This is a genomic window from Roseovarius salincola, assembly GCF_026891095.1.
Lineage (GTDB): Bacteria > Pseudomonadota > Alphaproteobacteria > Rhodobacterales > Rhodobacteraceae > Roseovarius > Roseovarius salincola.
The window spans coordinates 77,754-97,300 of sequence record NZ_JAPTNL010000012.1; the positions used below are offsets into that span (position 1 = coordinate 77,754).

Consider the following 19,547-nt stretch of genomic DNA (forward strand, 5'->3'; position numbering starts at 1 on the left):
CGAAATCTCCTTGGTCGCATGAATGCAGGTGAATCCCGTTTGCGGGCAAGGCGTTTCCCGCAGGGCCGCGCCGCTTTTTGCGCGCGCCGAAACAGGGTTTCGGCAAACCCGAAAAGCCCGCCTTCCCCCCGGCGTGATCTTCAGAGTGTCGCCCTGAGTCCGCGCGCCGCCTGTTCGATCAGTTCCAGAACACCGTCGAAATCGCGGGTATAGTAGGGGTCGGGCACATGACTCATGCCGCTTTCGGGGGCAAAATCGGTCAACAGCCGCACGGGTGTCCCGACTCCGGCAGGGCGCAGAGACTCGATGAGTTGCAGATTGTCCCGATCCATCGCGACGATCAGGTCGAAGTCGTCGAAATCGCCCGCGTGGAACTGTCGGGCGCGCAGCGACGAGAGGTCATGCCCGCGTCGCCGCGCGGCTTCCTGCATTGGCCCGTAGGGTGGTTCGCCCAGATGCCAGCCGCCGGTGCCCGCGCTGTCGATTGTGAGCGCAAGGTCGGGCGTGAGGGAGCGCAGGACTCCTTCGGCCGCGGGCGAGCGGCAGATATTTCCAAGGCAAACGAACAGGATACGGGTGGTCATGCGGGGCTCCTTTGGGCAAGAAGTGTTAGGGTAAGGAGGTGACATGGAAAAGATCGTAGTTCTGACCGGTGCGGGCATCTCTGCCGAAAGCGGTCTTGGGACATTCCGCGACGAGGGCGGGCTATGGGCGCAGCACGCCATCGAGGATGTGGCGACGCCGGAGGGTTTCGCGCGCGATCCGGGTCTTGTGCATCGCTTCTACAATGCCCGGCGCGTGCAGGCTGCGCAGGCCACGCCCAACCCCGCGCATGAGGCGCTGACAAGGCTTCAGGCAGTGTTTGGCGGCGCGCTGTGGATCGTCACGCAGAATGTCGATGGCCTTCACGAAAAAGCAGGCAGTTCCAATGTCTTGCATATGCATGGCAGCCTGGACGGTGCACTTTGCGGGGCTTGCGATCATCGCTGGCCCGCGCCGCATGAGATGGCGCCGGGCGATCAATGCCCGGACTGCGGCGCGCCTGCTGCGCGGCCTGATATCGTCTGGTTCGGTGAGATCCCTTATCACATGGAACGGATCTGGGAGCTGGTCGAGACCGCGGATCTTTTTGTCGCCATCGGCACGTCGGGGCAGGTCTATCCGGCGGCGGCTTTCGCGCAGCATGCCGGGCGCGCGGGCGTGCACACTCTGGAGTTGAATCTTGCGGATTCGGTCAATGCGCGCGACTTTGCCGAGAGCCGCCGCGGACCCGCCTCGGAACTGGTGCCCGAATGGGTGGATGAGCTTCTAAGCCGTTGATATAAAAAAAAGAGGCCGGGCGTAATGCCCGGCCTGTCTGTTGCTGTGTAGGGTCAGCGTTCAAGATCGACCGGGACCTCGACCGCGATCTCGCCCGCGCTTTCGAAGGTCAGGGTGAGGGGAATGGCCGCGCCTTGCTCGAAGGGCGTTTCAATCCCCATGAACATGACGTGATTGCCGCCGCGCTCCAGCATGAGGGTTTCACCGGCGGCGATCGGCATGCCTTCTTCGACATGAATCATGCGCATCACGCCGTTCTCGTCCTCTTTGTGGGTATGCAGTTCCACCTTTGCCGATACCGGCGAGGCGGCGGCGATCAGGCGGTCATCGGTGCCGCTGTTGTTGGTGATCGTCATGAAAGCTGCGCCCGAGGTGGCCATCATGGCCGAACTGCGGGCATAGGGATCATTGACGGTGATGTCCTGCGCAAAGGCGGGAAAGGCGAGGGCGGTGGCAGCGAAAGCGGCCGCGATGGTGGTTTTGAAAGACATGGGTTTCGTCCTGATGAGAATGGGTGAGGTTGGTTTGAAACGGTTGATCAGGTCGCAACGGGGGGTGCGCGCGCACGGGGCGCCAATGCCGACACGGTCAATATATGTTGTTCAAATTCAGTAGCTTGCGCTAAAAACCAGCTGACCCTGCGTGGCAGGACAGGGCCATCGGAGGAGATGATCGCCTGAAACAGCGCAAGCGCGCATTCGGGGCAGATATGGGTCGCGCCGGTGGGCTCGCCGTTGGCGTCGACCATCACCATGACAGGCCCCGAGCCTGTGCAGATCTCGATCTGACCGGCCGCGTCGGGGGCGGTGCGCGCCACGGCGAGGGCCTGGCCCGCGAGGACCATGACCAAGGCGAGGGCGATGCCCAGATATGCGCGAAGTCCCGTCATTTTCAGCCATCATATACGCGCTCTGCGCACGGAAGGGGAAGCGACAAAACGAAACAGCCCCGCCACAAGGGCAGGGCTGTCAATCCGGTTCGGAAGATCGCTGGACTCAGGCGCTGGCGGCCTGTGCCTTAGCGATTTCCTTTTTGACTTTCAATGCGTTGGCGGAAAGTTCATCATCCTTCGCCTTGGCCAGGAAGAGATCCAGCCCGCCACGGTGATCGACGCTGCGCAGAGCCGCTGCGCTGATCCGCATCTTGATCGGGCGGCCCAGGGTTTCGGACTGAAGCGACACGTCCTGCAGGTTGGGCAGGTAGCGGCGCTTGGTTTTGTTGTTGGCGTGGCTGGAGTGGTTGCCAGACATGGGGCCTTTTCCGGTCAGTTCGCAGCGGCGCGACATGGGTTCATCCTCGTCTTGGGTCAAGGGGGCAACGCGCCCCTGCTCAATGCAAATGGGCACCGCCAGTGGCAGCGCCCCGAATTCATCGCTGGGTCTTTACGTCCAAAGTCGCGGGGCGTCAAGGGATTCGCGGGGCGAATTCGCGCCCGTGCAGGTTGGTACGAAACGTCCGTTTTGTACATCGGTTTTGTACCGGAATCACGCGGCCCGCCGCGGGGTCTGTACAAAACCGGCGAACCGCGCGCTGATCGGGGCGGTTGTGGGCGCCGCGGGAGGGGGCTAGGCTGCCGGTCAGGCGACAGGTGGAGAGAGCGACATGGAGATCATCACAGCCGGGACGACACCCGACAGGCTGGCGAAGCCCGACTGGTTCACGGGGCGCGTCTGGCAGACGCCCGTCGTGGAGGCCCCCGCCCCGGCGCGGGTGCGCGCGCTGCGCGTCAGCTTCGAGCCGGGCGCACGCACCGCGTGGCATACCCATCCGCTGGGTCAGACGCTGCATGTCCTTTCGGGCATCGGGCTGGTGGGGCTGCGCGATGCGGCCCCGCAAGTGATCCGGCCGGGAGACACCGTCTGGATCCCGCCCGGCGAGGAGCATTGGCACGGCGCCACCCCCGACACGATGATGTGCCACCTTGCCATTCAGGAGGCGGACGCCGATGGTCAGGTGGCGGACTGGCTGGAGCAGGTGAGCGATGCCGACTACCGGCGCGCGCCCGATTAACCGGCTGGCAAGCCCGCGTGCTGTCTTTTGGGCAAGAACAGAGAACGGCGGGCGCGTCAGAAGAGCGGGCGCGCTTGAACCGACGGCAAGGGATGCGCAGATATATTGCGAGGGGGGCATTCACCCCGGACAGGCGAATGAAAGACAAGGATCAAGATCATGCAATTTCAGTTCAACACGGATTCCAGCATTGAGGGCAACGAGGAACTGGCGGCCTCGGCGGAGGAGATTGTCACTTCGGCGCTGGGCCATCTGAGCGACCGCCTGTCGCGGGTCGAGGTGCATCTGGTCGATGCCAATGGCGCGAAAGGCGGCGCGGATGATATCCATTGCACCATCGAGGCGCGCCCCGAAGGGTTGCAGCCGCAGACCGTGTCCCATGCCGATGCCGATATCCCCGCCGCCCTGCGCGGCGGCGGCAAGAAGATCCGCGCCCTGCTGGAAAGCGAGTTCGGCAAGCTGTCGCGGCGCTGAAACGACACCGCCGCGCGCCTGGAAAAGGGTGCGGCAGAGGGGAAGGGCGGGCGAATGACGCAAGTAAGCGATCTGCGGGGCGTCGTGCCCTATCTGCCGACCCCGCTGACGCGCGCGGGCGCAGTCGATGAGGCGGCGTTGAAACGGCTGGTCCATCACCTGATCGCCGAAGGGGTCCACGGGCTGACGCCGCTGGGATCGACCGGTGAATTCGCCTATCTGGATTTCGCGGCCAAGGAGCGCGTTGTCGCCGCCACGGTCGAGGCCGCGAAGGGCCGGGTGCCGGTGATCGCGGGCGTCGCCGCCACCACGACGCTCGAGGCGGTCCGCCAGGCGAAACGCTGGGCCGAGTTGGGCGCGGATGGCATTCTGGCCGTTCTGGAGGCCTATTTCCCGCTGAGCGATCAGAGCGTCGTCGATTATTTCACCGCGATCGCCGATGCGACCGATGTGCCGGTGACGCTTTATACCAATCCGAATTTCCAGCGCGTGGACCTGTCGCTTCAGGTGATTGAGCGGCTGTCGCATCACCCGCGTATCGTTTTCCTCAAGGATGCGTCCACCAATACCGGGCGGCTGATGACGATCATGAACATGACGCAGGGGCGGCTTGGCATCTTTGCGGCCTCGTCGCATATCACCGCCGCTGTCATGCTGATCGGCGGGCGCGGCTGGCTGGCGGGGCCGTCCTGCCTGATTCCGCGCCAGAGCGTGCGCCTGTTCGATCTGTGCGAGGCGGGCGACTGGACCGGCGCGATGGCGCTGCAACGCGAGCTTTGGGCGGTGAACCAGGTTTTCGCGCGCTTCAACCTTGCCGGGGCGATCAAGGCGGGGCTGAAATTGCAGGGCTTTGATTGCGGCGATCCCGCCCCGCCGCAGGCCGCGCTGACGTCAGAGGCGGTGGACACGCTGCGCGATGTGCTGAAGCGCGTGGGCGCGCTTTAGCCGCGGCGGATGTGTCCGGGGTCGGCGTGATCGCCGCCCAGTTGCAATCATGGCGCGCGAGTGGCTGAAAATGGTATGATGATGCTGTTTAAGCGTGTTCGCGATGGGTGCCGCACCGGGAGGGCGGGCATCGCGGATGGATTGTATCAGGGCAGAGCCGCCGCCTTGGGCTATGAGTCCCGCCTGTACCGGATGCAGGGGTGACGCTTTGGGGGCAGATATCATTCCGACAACCAAGAGAGGGAGACATGGAACATGAAGCCGTTGCTTTTCCCCGCGAGGAAGGGGTGCTTTACCTGACCGAAGGGGGCACCGAGACCGAGATCATGTATCGTCACGGCCATGATCTGAGAGAATTCGCGATGTTCGAGCTGATGGACAAACCGGCGGCGGTGGCGGACCTGAGGGATATGTATCGCCGGTATCTGGATGTGGCGGCCGAGCAGGGCTTTGCCGCGCTGATCGCGGGTTTTGATTACCGCGCCAGCCCTGACTGGGGCGAGAAGCTGGGTTATTCGCGCGAAGGGCTGCGCGAGATGCAGTATAAATGTATCGATTTTCTGCGCGATGTGGCGACGCCCTATGACGGCCAGTTGCCGAAGATCGCGATCGCGGGCTGCGTCGGCCCGCGCGGCGATGCGTATTCGCTGAACCGTGACATCAGCGCTCAAGAGGCCGAGGCCTATCACATGACCCAGTTGGAGACGCTGAAGGAATGCGGCGTCGATCTGGTCTGGGCGGCGACGATCAACAACATTCCCGAAGCGGTGGGTATCAGCCGCGCCGCCGCCAGGCAGGGGCTGCCGGTGAACATGTGTTTCACGCTGGACAGCACCCATCGTCTGAAATCCGGGCCGAGCCTGCGCGAGGCGGTCGAGGCGACCGACCGGGGGGCCGGCGCGGCGAGGCCCGATTCCTACGGCATCAACTGCTCGCATCCGGTTGAGTTCGAGCCGGCGCTGGAGGACGGGGCCTGGAGCACGCGCCTGCGCGCGCTGAGGCCGAACGCGGCGAAGATGGACAAGGTGTCTCTGTGCAAGCTCGGTCACATCGAGGAAGGCGATCCCGAAGAGCTGGGCGAGATGTTGGGCGACCTGGCGGCGCGCCTGCCGGATGTGGACATCTGGGGCGGCTGCTGCGGCACGTGGGACAAGCATTTCGAGCCCATTGCCCGCCATGTGCGCGAGGCGCGGGGCGAGGCCCGAATGGCCTGAGGCCGCCGGACCCGCCGCTAAAGGCGAGCCCTTGCCCCCCTGCGCGACGGATCAGCCGCGCCCATGCGGCGCGTCCAGGTCCAGCACCGGGCCGACGGGCACGATCCGATGCGGATTGATCATGTCGTGGCTGTAGTAATAATGCCGGGTGATATGGTCGAAATCCACCGTTTCGGCCACGCCGGGCCATTGGTAGAGTTCGCGCAGGTAGCCCCAGACATTGGGATAATCCACGATCCGCGCGCGGTTGCATTTGAAATGGGTGTGATAGACCTTGTCAAAGCGGATCAGCGTGGTGAAGAGCCGCCAGTCGGCCTCGCTCACCTGAGCGCCCGCGAGGTAGCGGCTGGACGCGAGGCGCTGTTCGATCTTGCCGAGCGTCTCGAACAGAGGGGTGACCGCGTCGTCATAGGCCTCTTGGCTGGTGGCGAAACCAGCCTTGTAGACGCCGTTGTTGACGTTTGAATAGACCTCGGCATTGATCGCGTCGATCTCGTCGCGCCGGTCCTCGGGGTAATGGTCATCCGTGTTGCCGGTGATCGCGTCGAAGGCCGAATTGAACATGCGGATGATCTCGGCCGATTCGTTCGACACGATGGTTTCGCGCTGCTTGTCCCAAAGCACCGGCACGGTAACGCGCCCCGAGACCTTTGGATCGGCCTTGGTGTAGAGGTCGCGCAGGAATGGCAGGCCGTAAAGATCGTCGCCCGTCGCGCCGGGGAAATCACTGCGCAATTCCCAGCCTTCGCTCAGCATGTCGGGGTGCACGACGGAAACGCCGATGTGATCCGCAAGGCCCTTCAACCGGCGCATGATCAGCGTGCGATGCGCCCAGGGGCAGGCCAGCGAGACATAGAGGTGATAGCGCCCGGATTGCGCCGCAAATCCGCCCGCGCCCGAGGGGCCGGGGCTGCCGTCGGCGGTGATCCAGTTGCGGAATTTCGACGTGTCGCGCACGAATTTGCCACCTGTCGAGTCGGTGTCATACCATTCGTCGTGCCATTCGCCCTTGACCAGTTGTCCCATGAAGGCCCTCCTTTCCCGGTCGAGATAGGCGGCGGGCAGGCGGGCGTGAAGCCATATGGCCGCGCATCTCCCGTGCATCGCCGCACAACGCATTTCCCTGTTTGCGTGCCGGAGCGCGGCGTCTTATAGACGGAAGGGACGATGCCCGTCAGGCGGGCCGGAAAGATGTGCGGGCGCGGCCGACCCAACCCGGGGGCATTCGCGCGGTCGCGATCGTCGGGAAATCGGCGCTCTTGTCGCGCCGCCATCCCCTTTTTCCGGTGCGCGACGGGCGAATGCGAAGGAAAAGGGGAGAGACCCATGCGAAACCTGATCCGGGCTGCGGCCCTCATGGCGGGCACGCCCGCGCTGGCCCATCCCGGCCATCTGAGCGAAGTGGCGGGCCATGGTCACTGGCTGGGGGCGGCGGCGATCGGCGCGGCCATCGCCATCGGGCTCTGGGCCGGTCTGCGCGGGCGCAAGGATGCCGCCGCAAGCGACGCGGGCGAGGCGCAGGACGGCGCCGGCGAAGACGAACCGCTGGAGGCATGAGCATGGACAAGGACGCGGGCGCGGAAAAGACCGGGGTAATGATCTGCGGGCATGGCTCGCGCAGCCAGTCGGCGGTGGATGAATTCGCCACGCTCGCCGACAAGCTGCCCGCCCATCTGCCTCCCGAATGGGAGGTCGAATACGGCTATCTCGAATTCGCGAACCCGGTGATCCGCGACGGTCTCGACCGCCTGCGCGACGCGGGATGCAGCCGGATCCTGGCCGTGCCGGGGATGCTGTTCGCGGCGATGCATTCAAAGAACGACATCCCGACGGTGCTCAACAGCTACGGCGCCCAGCACGGGATCGACATCCGCTATGGGCGCGAGCTGGGGGTCGATCCCAAGATGGTCGCCGCCGCATCCGCGCGGATCCGCGAGGCCGTGGCGCGGGCCAATGCCGAATCGGGCGAGGTGGCGCTGCATGACACCTGCCTTGTGGTGATCGGGCGCGGTGCCTCGGACCCGGACGCCAACAGCAATGTCGCCAAGATCGCCCGCCTCCTGCAGGAAGGAATCGGCTTTGGCTGGTGCGAGACCGGCTATTCGGGCGTCACCTTCCCGCTGGTCGAGCCCTGCCTTCAGCATGTGGCGAAGCTCGGCTATCGCCGGGTGGTGGTGTTTCCCTATTTCCTCTTCTCGGGAATCCTGATCGACCGCATCTACGGCTTCACCGATCAGGTGGCCGCGGCCCATCCCGATATCACCTTCGTCAAGGCGGGGTATCTCGGGGATCACCCCAAGGTCCTGGAAACCTTCGCCGAACGGGTGCGCGAACAGGCCGGCGCCAACCCGCCGCCAAATTGCGCCACCTGCCAGTACCGCACCCAGATCCTGGCGGTCGGCGGCGAGCCCCCGCGCAAGATCACGCCCGAACAGCGCGCCGCCTTCGCCGCCGCGCGCGGCGCGGGCCATCCCGCCTTCAGCGACGTGCCCCCGCCCACCTGCGTGATGTGCAAATATCGCACTGCCGTGCCGGGCTTCGAGGCCGAGGTGGGCGCGGTGCAGGAAAGCCATCACCACCATGTCGAGGGCCAGGGCGCCAGCGCGCCGGGCTCGAACGTGGCGGATTGCGCGCTGTGCGATCATTTCTGCACGGGTCTCTGCCGGCTCGAGATGCAGGATCACCACCATCACCACCACCACCACGAGGGCGATCACGACGACCACCACCACGATCACGATCACCACCACCATGCGCAGTATCCCCATGCGGATCACCCTTTGGGGCCGCAAAGTGCGCGCAAGGCGCGGGACTGACCGGGCTTCATCTTGCCCAAAATACTCCCGCCGGAGGCTTCCGGCGGCGCCAATCAGAGCAAAGGCCGATCATTGCGTCCCTATGAAAAGACCCCTTCGGCGATCTATGCCCAGAGCTTCGCCACCGTGCGCCGCGAAGCGCGGCTGGACCGCTTTTCTCCCGGTATGGAGGCGCTGGCGATCCGCGTGATCCATGCCTGCGGCATGATCGAGGTGGCCGACCGGCTTGATTTCTCGCCCCTGGCCGATGCGGCGGGGCGCGAGGCGCTGGCGGCGGGGGCGAAGGTGCTGTGCGACTGCGAAATGGTGGGCGCGGGCATCATTCGCCGTCACCTGCCGCGAGACAACGAGGTGATCGTCACGCTCAACGATCCGCGCGTGAAGGGGATCGCCGCCGGGATCGGCAATACCCGTTCGGCGGCGGCGGTGGAGCTCTGGGCGGATCACCTTGAGGGCGCGGTGGTGGTGATCGGCAACGCACCGACGGCACTTTTCCACCTTCTGGAACTCCTGGATCAGGGCGCGCCGAAACCGGCGCTGATCCTGGGGTTCCCGGTGGGGTTCGTGGGTGCGGCCGAAAGCAAGGCGGAACTGGCGGCCAATCCGCGGGGCTGCGATTTCGTGACCCTGCGCGGGCGGCGCGGGGGGTCGGCCATGGCCAGCGCCGCGCTCAATGCGCTGGCGGCGGGTCTTGCGGAGGACATATCATGAGCGCGGCGCAAGCGGTCGCAAAGGGCGGCGCGCCCTCTGCGAGACCCTCGCGCAAGGGAGGGGCGAGCGATGGCTGAGCCGTGGTTGCATGTGGTCGGAATCGGCGAGGACGGCATGGAGGGGCTTTTGCCCGCCACCCGCGCGGTCGTCGAGGCGGCCGAGATCATCATCGGCGGCGAGCGCCATCACGCCCTTGCGGGCAGCGTGAATGCCGAGCGCATCGCCTGGCCGTCGCCTTTCGATGCGCTGATCGACCAGCTCAGGTCGTTGCGCGGGCGGCGCGTCGTCGTGCTGGCGACGGGCGATCCGCTGTGGTTTTCGGTGGGCGCCAGGATCGGCCGGGCGATCGACCCCGCCGAGATCATCTATCACCCGCAATTGTCGGCCTTTCAGCTGGCGGCGGCGCGGATGGGCTGGTCATTGGCCGATGTCGAGACGCTGACCGTGCATGGCCGCCCGGTCGAGCAGATGATCGCCTTCATCCAGCCCGATGCGCGGCTGTTGATCCTGACCACGGGGGCCGACACGCCGGGGCGGATCGCTGAGTTCCTGACCGCGCGCGGTTTCGGGCGCGCGAAGATGACCGTGCTGGCCAATATGGGCGGCGCGGGCGAGGCGCGGTTCGACGGGCTGGCCGAAAGCTGGGACCACGCGGTGCCGGATTTCAATACGCTGGCGGTGGAATGCGTGGCGGCGCCGGATGCGGCCTTGCTGCCGCGTGTGCCGGGCTTGCCGGATACGCTGTTCCAGCATGACGGCACCATGACCAAGCAGGAGGTGCGCGCCGCCACGCTGGCCAAGCTCATGCCGATGCGCGGGGCGCTCTTGTGGGATATCGGCACCGGCTGCGGTTCGGTGGCGGTGGAGTGGATGCGCGGCGCGCGCTATGCGCGTGCGATTGGCATCGAGCCGCGCGCCGAGCGGCGCGCCATGGCCGCCGCCAATGCGCTGGCGCTGGGCGTGCCCAAGCTTGAGCTGATCGACGGGCGGGTGCCCGGGGCGCTGGCGGGACTGGCGCCGCCCGATGCCGTCTTTATCGGCGGCGGGCTCAGCCGCGAGACATTCGAGGCCGCCTGGGGCGCGCTGCGCCCGCTGGGGCGCTTGGTCTGCAATGCGGTCACGCTGGAAAGCGAGGCCTTGCTTCTGGCGCTTTACAAGGAAAAGGGCGGGCAGCTGGTGAAGCTCATGGTCAACCGCGCCGAGCCGGTGGGCACATTGACGGGCTGGCGGCCGCTGATGCCGGTCACCCAGTGGAGCCTGGTGAAGCGATGAGCGGGTGGCAGCGCAAGGGGCCGGTGGCGGATGCCTCCGGCGGGAGTATTTCATGCAAGATGAAGCCTGGGAAAAGGGCATGAGCGGTGTGCTTTATGGCGTCGGGTTGGGGCCGGGGGACCCTGAGCTCATGACCTTGCGCGCCCATCGCCTGATCGCGGGGGCCGAGGTGGTGGCCTATCCGAGCCTTGCGGGGGGCGAGAGTTTCGCCCGCGCCATCGCGGCCTCGGCGATCGCGCCGGGCGCCGAGGAGATCGTGATGGAGGTGCCGATGAGCACCGCGCGCGCCCCGGCGCAGGCTGCCTATGACGCGGGCGCGGCGCGGATTGCCGGGGTGCTCGACTCCGGGCGTGACGTGGTCTGCCTTTGCGAGGGCGACCCGTTCTTTTATGGCTCCTTCATGTATGTGTTCGCGCGCCTTGCGGCGCGCTACCGGGTGGAGGTCGTGCCGGGGGTGACGTCCCTGACTGCCTGCGCGGCGCGCGCCGCGATGCCGCTGGTGGCGCGCAACGAGCGGCTGACGGTCCTGCCGGGACCATTGCCCGAGGACGAGCTGCGCGCCCGCATCGAGGGTGCGGAGAGCGTGGCGATCATGAAGGTGGGGCGTCACATGGCCAAGATCCGCGGCGTGATCGAGGCCTTGGGCCTGACGGCGCGGGCGGTCTATGTGGAGCGCGCGAGCCTGCCCCAGGAGGTGGTCTGCCCGCTGGCCGAGGCGCCGCCTGATGCGCCGTATTTTTCGATGATCCTTTTGGTGAAGGGGGGCGACCCATGGCTGTGAAACCTGTGGTTCTGGCCTTGAGCCGGTCGGGAGAGGCGGTGGCGCATCGCGTGGCCCGTGATCTGGGCGCCGCGTTGCATGGGCGCGAGGGGCGGGTGGAGAAGGCGGACGCCTGGTTTCCCGATGCGCTGGCGCATGTGCGCGATCTTTTCGCCGCCGGCGTGCCGGTGGTGGGGGTTTGCGCCAGCGGTATCCTGATCCGGGCGGTGGCGCCGCTTTTGTGCGAGAAGCGCGTCGAGCCGCCGGTGCTGTCGGTGAGCGATGACGGGTCGGTCGTGGTGCCCCTGCTGGGCGGGCATCGCGGCGCCAACCGGCTGGCGGCGCGGATCGCCGATGGCCTTGGCGCGAAGGCGGCGGTGACGACGGCGGGCGATGTGGCAATGGGCGTCGCGCTTGATGCGCCGCCCGAGGGCTATCGGCTGGCCAATCCCGGGGATGCGAAACCGGCAATGGCGTCGATGCTGGCGGGCGAGGGTGTGCGCCTGCTGGGCGAGGACATCTTTGGCATCGGGGACGATGGGGCCGGCCAGGTCGAGCTGGTGGTGAGCGAGGCGCCCGAGGCGGGTGGTGCGAAGCGGCTGGTCTATCACCCGCAGCGGTTCGTGCTGGGTCTGGGATGCGCGCGCAACTGCGATCCGGCCGAGATGTGGGCGCTGGTCGAGGCCACGCTGGCCGAGGCCGGGATCGCGCCGGGGGCGGTGGCCTGTGTCGCCTCGATCGACCTCAAGGCCGACGAGCCCGCGATCAACGCGGTGGCGGCACGTCTGGGCGTGCCGTTGCGGCTGTTTGATGCCAATGCGCTCGAGGCCGAGGCGGGGCGGCTGGCGAACCCCTCGGAGGTGGTTTTCGCCGAGGTGGGCTGCCACGGGGTGGCCGAGGGCGCTGTGCTGGCCGCGGGCACGCAGCTGGCGGTGGAAAAGCGCAAGAGCGCCAATGCGACCTGTGCGCTGGGGCGCGCGGAGGCGCCCATCACGGAGATGCCGGGGCGCGCGCGCGGGCGGCTGAGCGTGGTCGGCATCGGCCCCGGCCAGGCGTCCTGGCGCACGCCCGAGGCCTCGCGCCTGATTGCCGAGGCCGACGAGCTGGTGGGCTATGGCTTGTATATCGACCTGCTGGGGCCGCTGGCGGCGGGCAAGGCGCGCAGCGATTTCCCGCTGGGCGGCGAGGAGGCGCGCTGCCGCCATGCGCTGGAGCGCGCCGCCGAGGGGCGCAACGTCGCGCTGATCTGTTCGGGGGATGCGGGCATCTATGCGATGGGCGCGCTGGTCTTCGAGCTGCTGGACCGGGGCGCAGAGGCGCAGGGCGTAAGCGATGCGGCGCGGCGCGTCGAGGTGGTCTGTTCGCCCGGCGTGTCGGCCTTGCAGGGTGCGGCGGCGCGGGCGGGGGCGCCGCTGGGCCATGATTTCTGCACCATCAGCCTGAGCGACCTGTTGACCCCGCGCGAGGATATCCTGCGCCGTCTGCGCGCCGCCGCCGAGGGCGATTTCGTGATCGCCTTCTACAATCCGGTGTCGAGGACAAGACGCACCCTCTTGGCCGAGGCGCGCGACATCCTGCTGGCGCATCGTCCGGGTGACACGCCGGTGATGCTGGCGACCTCATTGGGGCGGCCCGAGGAGCATCTGCGCTATCGGCGTCTGGATGCGCTGGAGGTGGACGAGGTGGACATGCTGACCGTGGTCCTGGTGGGATCGAGCCAGTCGCGGCTGGCCGAACTGGGCGAGGGTGGGCGGATGTTCACGCCGCGCGGCTATGCGCGCAAGATCGACGGCGATCTGGCGGCGGGCGACATGACATGAGTATTTTGGGCAAGATGAAGCGAGGGGTGCGGCAATGACCGTCTATTTCATCGGGGCGGGGCCGGGCGACCCGGAATTGCTGACGCGCAAGGCGGAGCGGGTGATCGGGGAATGCCCGGTCTGCATTTATGCCGGGAGCCTTGTGCCCGGGGAGGTGGTGGGCTGTGCGCCGGAGGGTGCGCTGGTGATGGACAGCGCGGCGATGACTCTGGACGAGACCCATGCGGCGATCCGTGCGGCCCATGAAAAGGGTCAGGACGTGGCGCGGGTGCATTCGGGCGATCCTTCGCTTTATGGCGCCATCGCCGAGCAGATCCGGCGGTTGCGCGCCGAAGGGATCGATTACCGGATCATTCCCGGTGTTCCCGCCTATGCGGCGGCGGCGGCGGCGCTGGGACAGGAGTTGACGGTGCCGGAGCTGGCGCAGTCCATCGTGCTGACGCGGGTGTCGATGAAATCGACCTCGATGCCCGCGCGCGAGACATTGGAGAATTTCGCACGGACCGGCGCGACGCTGGCGATTCATCTGGGCGTGCGGGCGCTGCGCGAGATCGAGCGTGTGCTGATCCCCCATTACGGCACGGATTGCCCGGTGGTGGTGGCCTGCCGGGTGGGCTGGCCGGACGAGCTGTTCATTCGCGGCACGCTCAGCGACATCCGCGAGAAGGTGCGCGCCGAGAAGATCACGCGCACCGCGCTGATCCTGGTGGGGCCGGTGCTTGGGGAGGTCGCGGATTTCAAGGAGAGCGCGCTTTACGACCCCGCGCATCCGCATGTGCTGCGCCCGAAAACCACGGAGCGGCGCTGATTTTCCAACCCTGAGCTGAATTTTTACGTGACGGTTACGTTTTGCTGCGACAGACTGGGGTCGTATTGGAAAGAAGCGCGATCATGACGACATATTTACCCCCCGATGTTCAGGCGGGCCTTGATGAGGCACGCAAGAAAGGCTGGAAGGCGAGCCACCGGTTGCGCGTGCGCGCGGGCGAGGACGTTTACCGCGTGCTGCGCGCCTGGGAGGGCGGTTTCGCGCTTGAGGCGCAGGGCGCGCCGCATCTGCGCGGGCTGGTCGATCTTTACGACGGCCCCAAGCACCTGTCGCAATGCCTGATCGTGGCCTCGGAGGAAGAGGGCGGCGAGATGCGGTTCGAGCTCAAGCGCGTGACCGAGGCGAGCGACCGTCAGCCGGTGGATTTCGTGCGCGACCCGGAGGCGCCCGTCGCGCTGATCGCCAAGGATTGAGGCCGGCCATCCGCGCAGGCCGGCGCCGGACACCGGGCGATGCGGCCACGGGGAAGCAGGCTGCTGCTGGCCGATACGTATCTTGCAAGAGCGACATGGAAGGAACGCGAGATGCGCGGTGACGCCGAGAGTCGGCACGTCATCCTGTCGGGATGTTCGGGGGGAGGGAAGTCGACCTTGCTGACCGAGTTGGGGCGGCGCGGTTTCGGCACCGTCGAGGAACCCGGCAGGCGGATCGTTGCAGAGGAACTCTGCGGTGAGGGCAAGGCGCTGCCATGGGTCGACCTTGCCGCCTTTGCGCGGCGCGCCATCGAGATGGCAGAGGATGACCGGAAGCGTTTGAAGCAATCAGACGAATGGGTCTTTTGCGACCGCGGGCTGGTGGACGCAGCGTTGACGCTGGAACACGCAACAGCGCTCGCGGCGACCGAAACCCTTGCGGGGCGAAGCCCCTTTCACAGGAGAGTCTTTATGACGCCGCCCTGGCCCGAAATCTACCGGACGGACAGGGAACGACAGCACGCCATGACGGAGAGCATCGCGGAATATCATCGGCTGCTCGATGGCTTTGCTCGGCTCGGTTACGAGACCATCATCCTGCCGAAGACCGGGTCGGCGGCCCGCGTGAAATTCATTCTCGAATGTCTTTGCTGAGCGTCCGGTGGTTCCGACCCGCGATCGCGGCGCGGGCCTGTTCCGGTGCTGTCAGGGCTGCTTTTCGAAGATGATGATGACCGATCCCAGCGTCACGCCCGCCTTGCGCATATAGGCGCGGTTCAGCACGCGGGTATCGGAAAGCTGCCACATCCAGTCATCGAAATGCACCCGCGTGGTGCCGTCGCGCGTGGGCAGGTCGATCAGGTAGGTCCAGTTGAACGTATCGCCCTTTTCGGTGCCGCGCGCGGTGCCGATCACGCCGGGCGCGCTGCCTTCCCAGCTTTCCGGGCCGGTCTGGCGCAGGGTCCAGATGCGCTGTTCGGTGCCGCCGTCGGCATAGGTGAAATCCTCGGTCAGGGTGAGGGTCTCGCCGTCCCATGTGCCCTCGATCGCCACCTCGAAGCGGCGACGCACTTTGCCGAAGCGATCCTGAAACTGACCATGCGCCACGGTCGTGCCCGCAAAGAACTCCTGCAGTTCGAAATCGCGGCTGCTGAGCACGGGATCATCGAGCGAGGGGCGCCCCGAACAGGCGGCCAAGAGGGCGAGGGCGGCAAGGCCGAAAGCGGCGGCGAGGGCGCGGATCATCTGAGGCTCCGGTCGTATGTTGCTGACCAGAGTTAGACCGTGGCGCGCACGGGGCAAGTGCCATGCGCGCCAAGCCGTGTCATTGCAGGTCGGCGAAGGCCTCTTGCAGGCGGGCAACGGCCTCCTGCACGCGGGTGCGGGGTGTCGCGAGGTTGAAGCGCAGGAAGCTTTCGCCGCCGGTGCCGAAGCTGGGGCCGTGATTGACGGCGATGCGGGCGTCCTTTTCGACGCGGGCGGTGAAGTCGCCGGCATCCATGCCGGTGCCCGCGAAATCGACCCAAGCGAGATAGGTGGCCTCGAGCGGCATGGAGGCGAGGCCGGGGATGGTCTCGATTCCCGCATCGAAGAGCCGCCGGTTGCCATCGACATAGCGCACCAGGGCGTCGACCCATTGGGCGCCCTCGGGGGAATAGGCGGCCTCGGCCATGACCAGGCCGAAGGAATTGGGCGACATGCCGAGCGCGCCCATGCAGGTGGCGAAACGGGCGCGCAGGGCCTCGTCGGCGATGATGACATTGCCGGTATGCGCCCCGGCGATGTTGAAGGTCTTGGTGGTGGCGGTCATCATCACCAGACGGTCGGCGATGCGGTCATCCACAAGCGGCATGGCGATATGGGACTGGCCGGGCATCACCAGGTCGTGGTGAATTTCGTCCGAGACCAGGATCAGGTCATGGCGGCGGGCGAAATCGGCGACGCCCTGCAGTTCCTCGCGGGTCCAGACGCGGCCGCCGGGATTGTGCGGCGAGCAGAGCACGAGCATTTTTTCCGAGCCGTCCATCATCGCGTCATAGGCGTCGAAATCCATGACGTAGCGGTTGCCGTCCTGCGCGAGCGGGCATTCCACCACGCGCCGGCCGGCGGCTTTGATGACGCGTGCGAAGGCATGGTAGACGGGGGTGAAGAGCACCACCCCGTCGCCCGGTTCGCTGAAGGCGTCGACGCACAGGCCGGTGCCGTTGACAAGGCCGTGGGTGGTAAAGACCCATTCGGGCTCGACGCGCCAGCCGTGGCGTTCCTGCATCCACCAGCGGATGGCGGAGAGGTAGCTGCGGTCATCGCCGTAATAGCCGTAGATCCCGTGATCGACCATGCCTTGCAGCGCGTCCGAGATGCATTGCGGCGGCTGGAAATCCATGTCGGCGACCCACATCGGGATGCCGTCGCTGGCGGGCACACCGTAGATTTTCTCCATCATGTCCCATTTCTGGGAATGGGTGCCGTGGCGGTCGATGATGCGGTCGAAATCCATGCGGGTCTCCTTGCTGGTTCTGAGGGCAGGCTATACGCTGCGGGCGCGGGGTTGTAGGGCGGATGCTACGGCGACGGATATTCTGATATCTTTCACTATATTGGAAGTGTGTTCTGTTATTATCTTAAAAAATAGGAATATATACCATTTTTGAGTAATATATTGGAATATTATCATGCCAACAATCGCTCTGGCCCCCGCCTGTCGAAAGATTGGCCCATTGCGCGGCCAGCGGGCATGACCTAAATCCCTCCGCATGATACGGCCCATTCTGATCCACCCCGATCCGCGCCTCAAACGGATCTGCACGCCTGTCGACGATCTGTCGGACGGGTTGCGGGCCTTGGCAGATGACATGCTCGAGACCATGTATGATGCGCCCGGTATCGGGCTGGCGGCGCCGCAGGTCGGGGTGACGGACCGGCTGATCGTCATGGATTGCGTCAAGGAAGAGGGCGAAACTCCGCGCCCGCTGGTGATGTTCAACCCCGAGATTCTGGCCGCATCGGACGAGACCAGTGTCTATGAGGAAGGGTGCCTTTCGATCCCCGAGCAATATGCCGAGGTCACGCGACCGAGCGCCGTGGACGTGCGCTGGATCGACCGGGACGGCAATGAGCGGCAGGAGACGTTCGACGGGCTTTGGGCGACCTGTGTGCAGCACGAGATCGACCACCTGAACGGCAAGCTGTTCATTGATTATCTGGGGCCGATGAAGCGCCAGTTGATCACAAGGCGAATGCAGAAGCTGAAGCGCGAGCAGGCAAAGGCGAGGGCCTGAGCCATGAGCGTGCGCCGCTGTCTTGCATGGCCGGACCGGCGGTTGCGCGCCCGCGCCGCGCCGGTGGCGGCGATCAGCGACGAGATCCGCGCCATCTGGGACGACATGATCGACACGATGGAGGCGATGCCGGGCGTGGGTCTGGCGGCGCCGCAGATCGGCGTGATGCAGCGCCTTGCGGTGGTCGATGCCAGCGACAAGCGCGGGCAGGCGGTGCGCATGGCCAATCCCGAGATCCTGCATGCCAGTATCGAGTTGCGCACCCATGAAGAGGCCAGCCCGAATCTGCCGGGGGTCTCGGCGCAGGTGGAGCGCCCGCGCGCGGTGACGGTGCGGTTCATGAACGACAAGGGCGAGATCGAGGAGCGCGATTTCATCGGGCTCTGGGCGACCAGCGTGCAGCACCAGATCGACCATCTGGAGGGAAGGATGTATTTCGACCGGCTGAGCAAGGTCAGGCGCGACATGCTGTTGCGCAAGGCGAAGAAACTGGCGGGATAGGATGGGCGAAGCGATGCGCGTGATTTTCATGGGAACGCCGGACTTCTCGGTGCCGGTGCTGGACGCGCTGGTGGAGGCCGGGCACGAGGTGGCAGCCGTCTATTGCCAGCCGCCGCGCCGGGCGGGACGTGGCAAACGGGCGCGCCCGACTCCGGTTCAGGCGCGGGCGCTGGAGCTGGGCCTTGAGGTGCGCCATCCCGAGAGCCTCAGGGACGCGGACGCGCAGGCCGATTTCGCCGCGCTGGGCGCGGATGTGGCGGTGGTGGTGGCCTATGGTCTGATCCTGCCGCAGGCGATTCTGGATGCGCCGCGCCGGGGCTGCCTCAATATCCATGCCAGCCTGTTGCCGCGCTGGCGCGGGGCGGCGCCGATTCATCGCGCGATCATGGCGGGGGACCGCGAAACCGGCATCTGCATCATGCAGATGGAGGCGGGGCTGGATACCGGCCCGGTGCTGTTGCGCCGCGCCACGAAGATCGGCGCCAGGGAGACCACCGGCGAATTGCATGACCGGCTGTCAAGGATGGGTGCCGAGGCGATTGTCGCGGCATTGGCGCAGCTGGATCACCTGACGCCCGAGCCGCAGCCCGAGGCGGGCGTCACCTATGCCGAGAAGATCGACAAATCCGAGGCGCGGATCGACTGGACCCGGCCCGCCGCCGAGGTGGACGCGCAGATCAGGGGCCTGTCGCCCTTTCCCGGTGCCTGGATCGAACATGGGGGCGAGCGGATCAAGCTGCTGGGTTCCTCCATCGCCGAGGCGCAGGGCGCGCCGGGCGAGGTTCTGGATGACCGGCTGACCGTGGCCTGCGGCAGCGGCGCGGTCAGGATTTCGCGCTTGCAACGGGCCGGACGCGCGGCGCAGGATGCCGAAAGTTTCCTGCTGGGGCATGCGTTGCCGGTGGGCACGCACCTGTAATGGAAGGGTAGGTCTATGTTTCCCACGCTGATCGGCACGGTGGTGATTGCGGGCATCGTGGGCTACCTGTCGGAAAAGACCGGCTTTACGCGCAACGGCTATGTGCAATCCATCATCATCTGCGTGGGCGGCGCGTTCCTGTTCTATTTCCTGCGTATCATGTTCGGGATCAGGTTCGGCGCGCCGGGGGTGGATGCGGTGCTCTCGTCGATCGGGGCGTTGATCATCGTGCCGACCCATTGGCGGCGCAGACGGTAAGGAAAGA

The 19,547-nt window shown here is 66.2% G+C and carries 25 protein-coding genes; 18 read left to right on the forward strand and 7 right to left on the reverse strand.

The annotated features are described in order from the left end of the window. Positions 1–140: 140 nt before the first annotated feature. The gene (locus tag N5A93_RS13455; protein WP_268955620.1) at positions 141–584 is read right to left on the reverse strand and encodes a low molecular weight protein-tyrosine-phosphatase; all 444 of its coding nucleotides are present in this window, start codon (positions 582–584) and stop codon (positions 141–143) included. Positions 585–627: 43 nt separating this feature from the next. Here N5A93_RS13455 and N5A93_RS13460 point away from each other — a divergent pair, with 43 nt between their 5' ends. After that, positions 628–1,320: an NAD-dependent deacylase gene (locus N5A93_RS13460; RefSeq protein ID WP_268955621.1), complete on the forward strand. Its 693-nt coding sequence runs from the start codon at positions 628–630 to the stop codon at positions 1,318–1,320. 53 nt (positions 1,321–1,373) lie between these two features. On the opposite strand, the gene N5A93_RS13465 is transcribed toward N5A93_RS13460, so the two are convergent. The 3 genes from N5A93_RS13465 to rpmB all read right to left on the reverse strand — a co-directional run bounded on the left by N5A93_RS13465 (position 1,374) and on the right by rpmB (position 2,606). After that, positions 1,374–1,811 carry a copper chaperone PCu(A)C gene (locus N5A93_RS13465; protein WP_268955622.1) on the reverse strand — a complete coding sequence of 146 codons (438 nt, stop codon included), beginning with the start codon at positions 1,809–1,811 and terminating at the stop codon, positions 1,374–1,376. A 47-nt stretch (positions 1,812–1,858) separates the two neighbouring features. Continuing rightward, on the reverse strand, positions 1,859–2,209 hold the full coding sequence (locus N5A93_RS13470; protein WP_268955623.1) for a hypothetical protein: 351 nt from the start codon (positions 2,207–2,209) through the stop codon (positions 1,859–1,861). A gap of 106 nt (positions 2,210–2,315) precedes the next feature. Next, complete coding sequence (rpmB, locus tag N5A93_RS13475; protein ID WP_085817784.1) at positions 2,316–2,606, reverse strand: 50S ribosomal protein L28; 291 nt, start codon at positions 2,604–2,606, stop codon at positions 2,316–2,318. A 316-nt stretch (positions 2,607–2,922) separates the two neighbouring features. Here rpmB and N5A93_RS13480 point away from each other — a divergent pair, with 316 nt between their 5' ends. The 4 genes from N5A93_RS13480 (at position 2,923) to N5A93_RS13495 (ending at position 5,963) form a co-directional block, all read left to right on the forward strand. Beyond that, positions 2,923–3,330, forward strand: coding sequence for a (R)-mandelonitrile lyase (locus N5A93_RS13480; protein ID WP_268955624.1), 408 nt, complete (start codon positions 2,923–2,925; stop codon positions 3,328–3,330). Between the two features lie 159 nt (positions 3,331–3,489). Beyond that, positions 3,490–3,804, forward strand: coding sequence for an HPF/RaiA family ribosome-associated protein (locus N5A93_RS13485; RefSeq protein ID WP_268955625.1), 315 nt, complete (start codon positions 3,490–3,492; stop codon positions 3,802–3,804). A gap of 54 nt (positions 3,805–3,858) precedes the next feature. Beyond that, complete coding sequence (locus tag N5A93_RS13490) at positions 3,859–4,749, forward strand: dihydrodipicolinate synthase family protein (protein WP_268955626.1); 891 nt, start codon at positions 3,859–3,861, stop codon at positions 4,747–4,749. A 248-nt stretch (positions 4,750–4,997) separates the two neighbouring features. Next, positions 4,998–5,963, forward strand: coding sequence for a homocysteine S-methyltransferase family protein (locus tag N5A93_RS13495; RefSeq protein WP_268955627.1), 966 nt, complete (start codon positions 4,998–5,000; stop codon positions 5,961–5,963). A 51-nt stretch (positions 5,964–6,014) separates the two neighbouring features. Here N5A93_RS13495 and N5A93_RS13500 read toward each other — a convergent pair whose 3' ends face one another. Further along, positions 6,015–6,989 carry a glutathione S-transferase family protein gene (locus tag N5A93_RS13500; protein ID WP_268955628.1) on the reverse strand — a complete coding sequence of 325 codons (975 nt, stop codon included), beginning with the start codon at positions 6,987–6,989 and terminating at the stop codon, positions 6,015–6,017. 300 nt (positions 6,990–7,289) lie between these two features. Here N5A93_RS13500 and N5A93_RS13505 point away from each other — a divergent pair, with 300 nt between their 5' ends. The 9 genes from N5A93_RS13505 (at position 7,290) to N5A93_RS13545 (ending at position 15,238) form a co-directional block, all read left to right on the forward strand. Then, the gene (locus N5A93_RS13505; RefSeq protein WP_268955629.1) at positions 7,290–7,520 is read left to right on the forward strand and encodes a DUF6732 family protein; all 231 of its coding nucleotides are present in this window, start codon (positions 7,290–7,292) and stop codon (positions 7,518–7,520) included. Positions 7,521–7,522: 2 nt separating this feature from the next. Next, complete coding sequence (locus N5A93_RS13510) at positions 7,523–8,779, forward strand: sirohydrochlorin chelatase (protein ID WP_268955630.1); 1,257 nt, start codon at positions 7,523–7,525, stop codon at positions 8,777–8,779. Between the two features lie 72 nt (positions 8,780–8,851). After that, entirely contained in the window at positions 8,852–9,490 is a 639-nt protein-coding gene (locus N5A93_RS13515; RefSeq protein ID WP_268955631.1) for a precorrin-8X methylmutase, read from the forward strand. Between the two features lie 69 nt (positions 9,491–9,559). After that, on the forward strand, positions 9,560–10,762 hold the full coding sequence (cbiE, locus tag N5A93_RS13520) for a precorrin-6y C5,15-methyltransferase (decarboxylating) subunit CbiE (protein WP_268955632.1): 1,203 nt from the start codon (positions 9,560–9,562) through the stop codon (positions 10,760–10,762). A 79-nt stretch (positions 10,763–10,841) separates the two neighbouring features. Next, positions 10,842–11,543: a precorrin-2 C(20)-methyltransferase gene (cobI, locus tag N5A93_RS13525; RefSeq protein WP_268955672.1), complete on the forward strand. Its 702-nt coding sequence runs from the start codon at positions 10,842–10,844 to the stop codon at positions 11,541–11,543. Continuing rightward, positions 11,534–13,342 carry a precorrin-3B C(17)-methyltransferase gene (gene cobJ / locus N5A93_RS13530; RefSeq protein ID WP_268955633.1) on the forward strand — a complete coding sequence of 603 codons (1,809 nt, stop codon included), beginning with the start codon at positions 11,534–11,536 and terminating at the stop codon, positions 13,340–13,342. The genes cobI and cobJ overlap by 10 nt, the downstream gene beginning before the upstream one ends. Before the next feature lie 34 nt (positions 13,343–13,376). After that, positions 13,377–14,150, forward strand: coding sequence for a precorrin-4 C(11)-methyltransferase (gene cobM / locus N5A93_RS13535; protein ID WP_268955634.1), 774 nt, complete (start codon positions 13,377–13,379; stop codon positions 14,148–14,150). Between the two features lie 83 nt (positions 14,151–14,233). Then, positions 14,234–14,584 carry a hypothetical protein gene (locus N5A93_RS13540; protein ID WP_268955635.1) on the forward strand — a complete coding sequence of 117 codons (351 nt, stop codon included), beginning with the start codon at positions 14,234–14,236 and terminating at the stop codon, positions 14,582–14,584. 39 nt (positions 14,585–14,623) lie between these two features. Continuing rightward, positions 14,624–15,238 carry an AAA family ATPase gene (locus tag N5A93_RS13545; protein WP_268955636.1) on the forward strand — a complete coding sequence of 205 codons (615 nt, stop codon included), beginning with the start codon at positions 14,624–14,626 and terminating at the stop codon, positions 15,236–15,238. Between the two features lie 51 nt (positions 15,239–15,289). On the opposite strand, the gene N5A93_RS13550 is transcribed toward N5A93_RS13545, so the two are convergent. Together N5A93_RS13550 and N5A93_RS13555 are read right to left on the reverse strand one after the other, a co-directional pair. Continuing rightward, entirely contained in the window at positions 15,290–15,829 is a 540-nt protein-coding gene (locus N5A93_RS13550; protein ID WP_268955637.1) for a DUF3833 domain-containing protein, read from the reverse strand. Positions 15,830–15,908: 79 nt separating this feature from the next. Then, entirely contained in the window at positions 15,909–17,081 is a 1,173-nt protein-coding gene (locus N5A93_RS13555; protein WP_268955638.1) for a MalY/PatB family protein, read from the reverse strand. Between the two features lie 256 nt (positions 17,082–17,337). Between N5A93_RS13555 and def (N5A93_RS13560) the strand changes: the two genes are divergently transcribed. Genes def (N5A93_RS13560) through N5A93_RS13575 form a run of 4 tightly spaced genes read left to right on the forward strand, consistent with a single transcriptional unit; the run spans position 17,338 to position 19,540 of the window. Then, entirely contained in the window at positions 17,338–17,862 is a 525-nt protein-coding gene (gene def, locus N5A93_RS13560) for a peptide deformylase (RefSeq protein ID WP_268955639.1), read from the forward strand. 3 nt (positions 17,863–17,865) lie between these two features. Next, positions 17,866–18,363, forward strand: a complete 498-nt coding sequence (def, locus tag N5A93_RS13565) for a peptide deformylase (RefSeq protein WP_268955640.1) — start codon at positions 17,866–17,868, stop codon at positions 18,361–18,363. A 13-nt stretch (positions 18,364–18,376) separates the two neighbouring features. Then, positions 18,377–19,282 carry a methionyl-tRNA formyltransferase gene (gene fmt, locus N5A93_RS13570; RefSeq protein ID WP_268955641.1) on the forward strand — a complete coding sequence of 302 codons (906 nt, stop codon included), beginning with the start codon at positions 18,377–18,379 and terminating at the stop codon, positions 19,280–19,282. 15 nt (positions 19,283–19,297) lie between these two features. Further along, positions 19,298–19,540 (forward strand): hypothetical protein, encoded by a 243-nt coding sequence (locus N5A93_RS13575; RefSeq protein ID WP_268955642.1) that lies wholly within the window; start codon positions 19,298–19,300, stop codon positions 19,538–19,540. Positions 19,541–19,547: the final 7 nt, after the last annotated feature.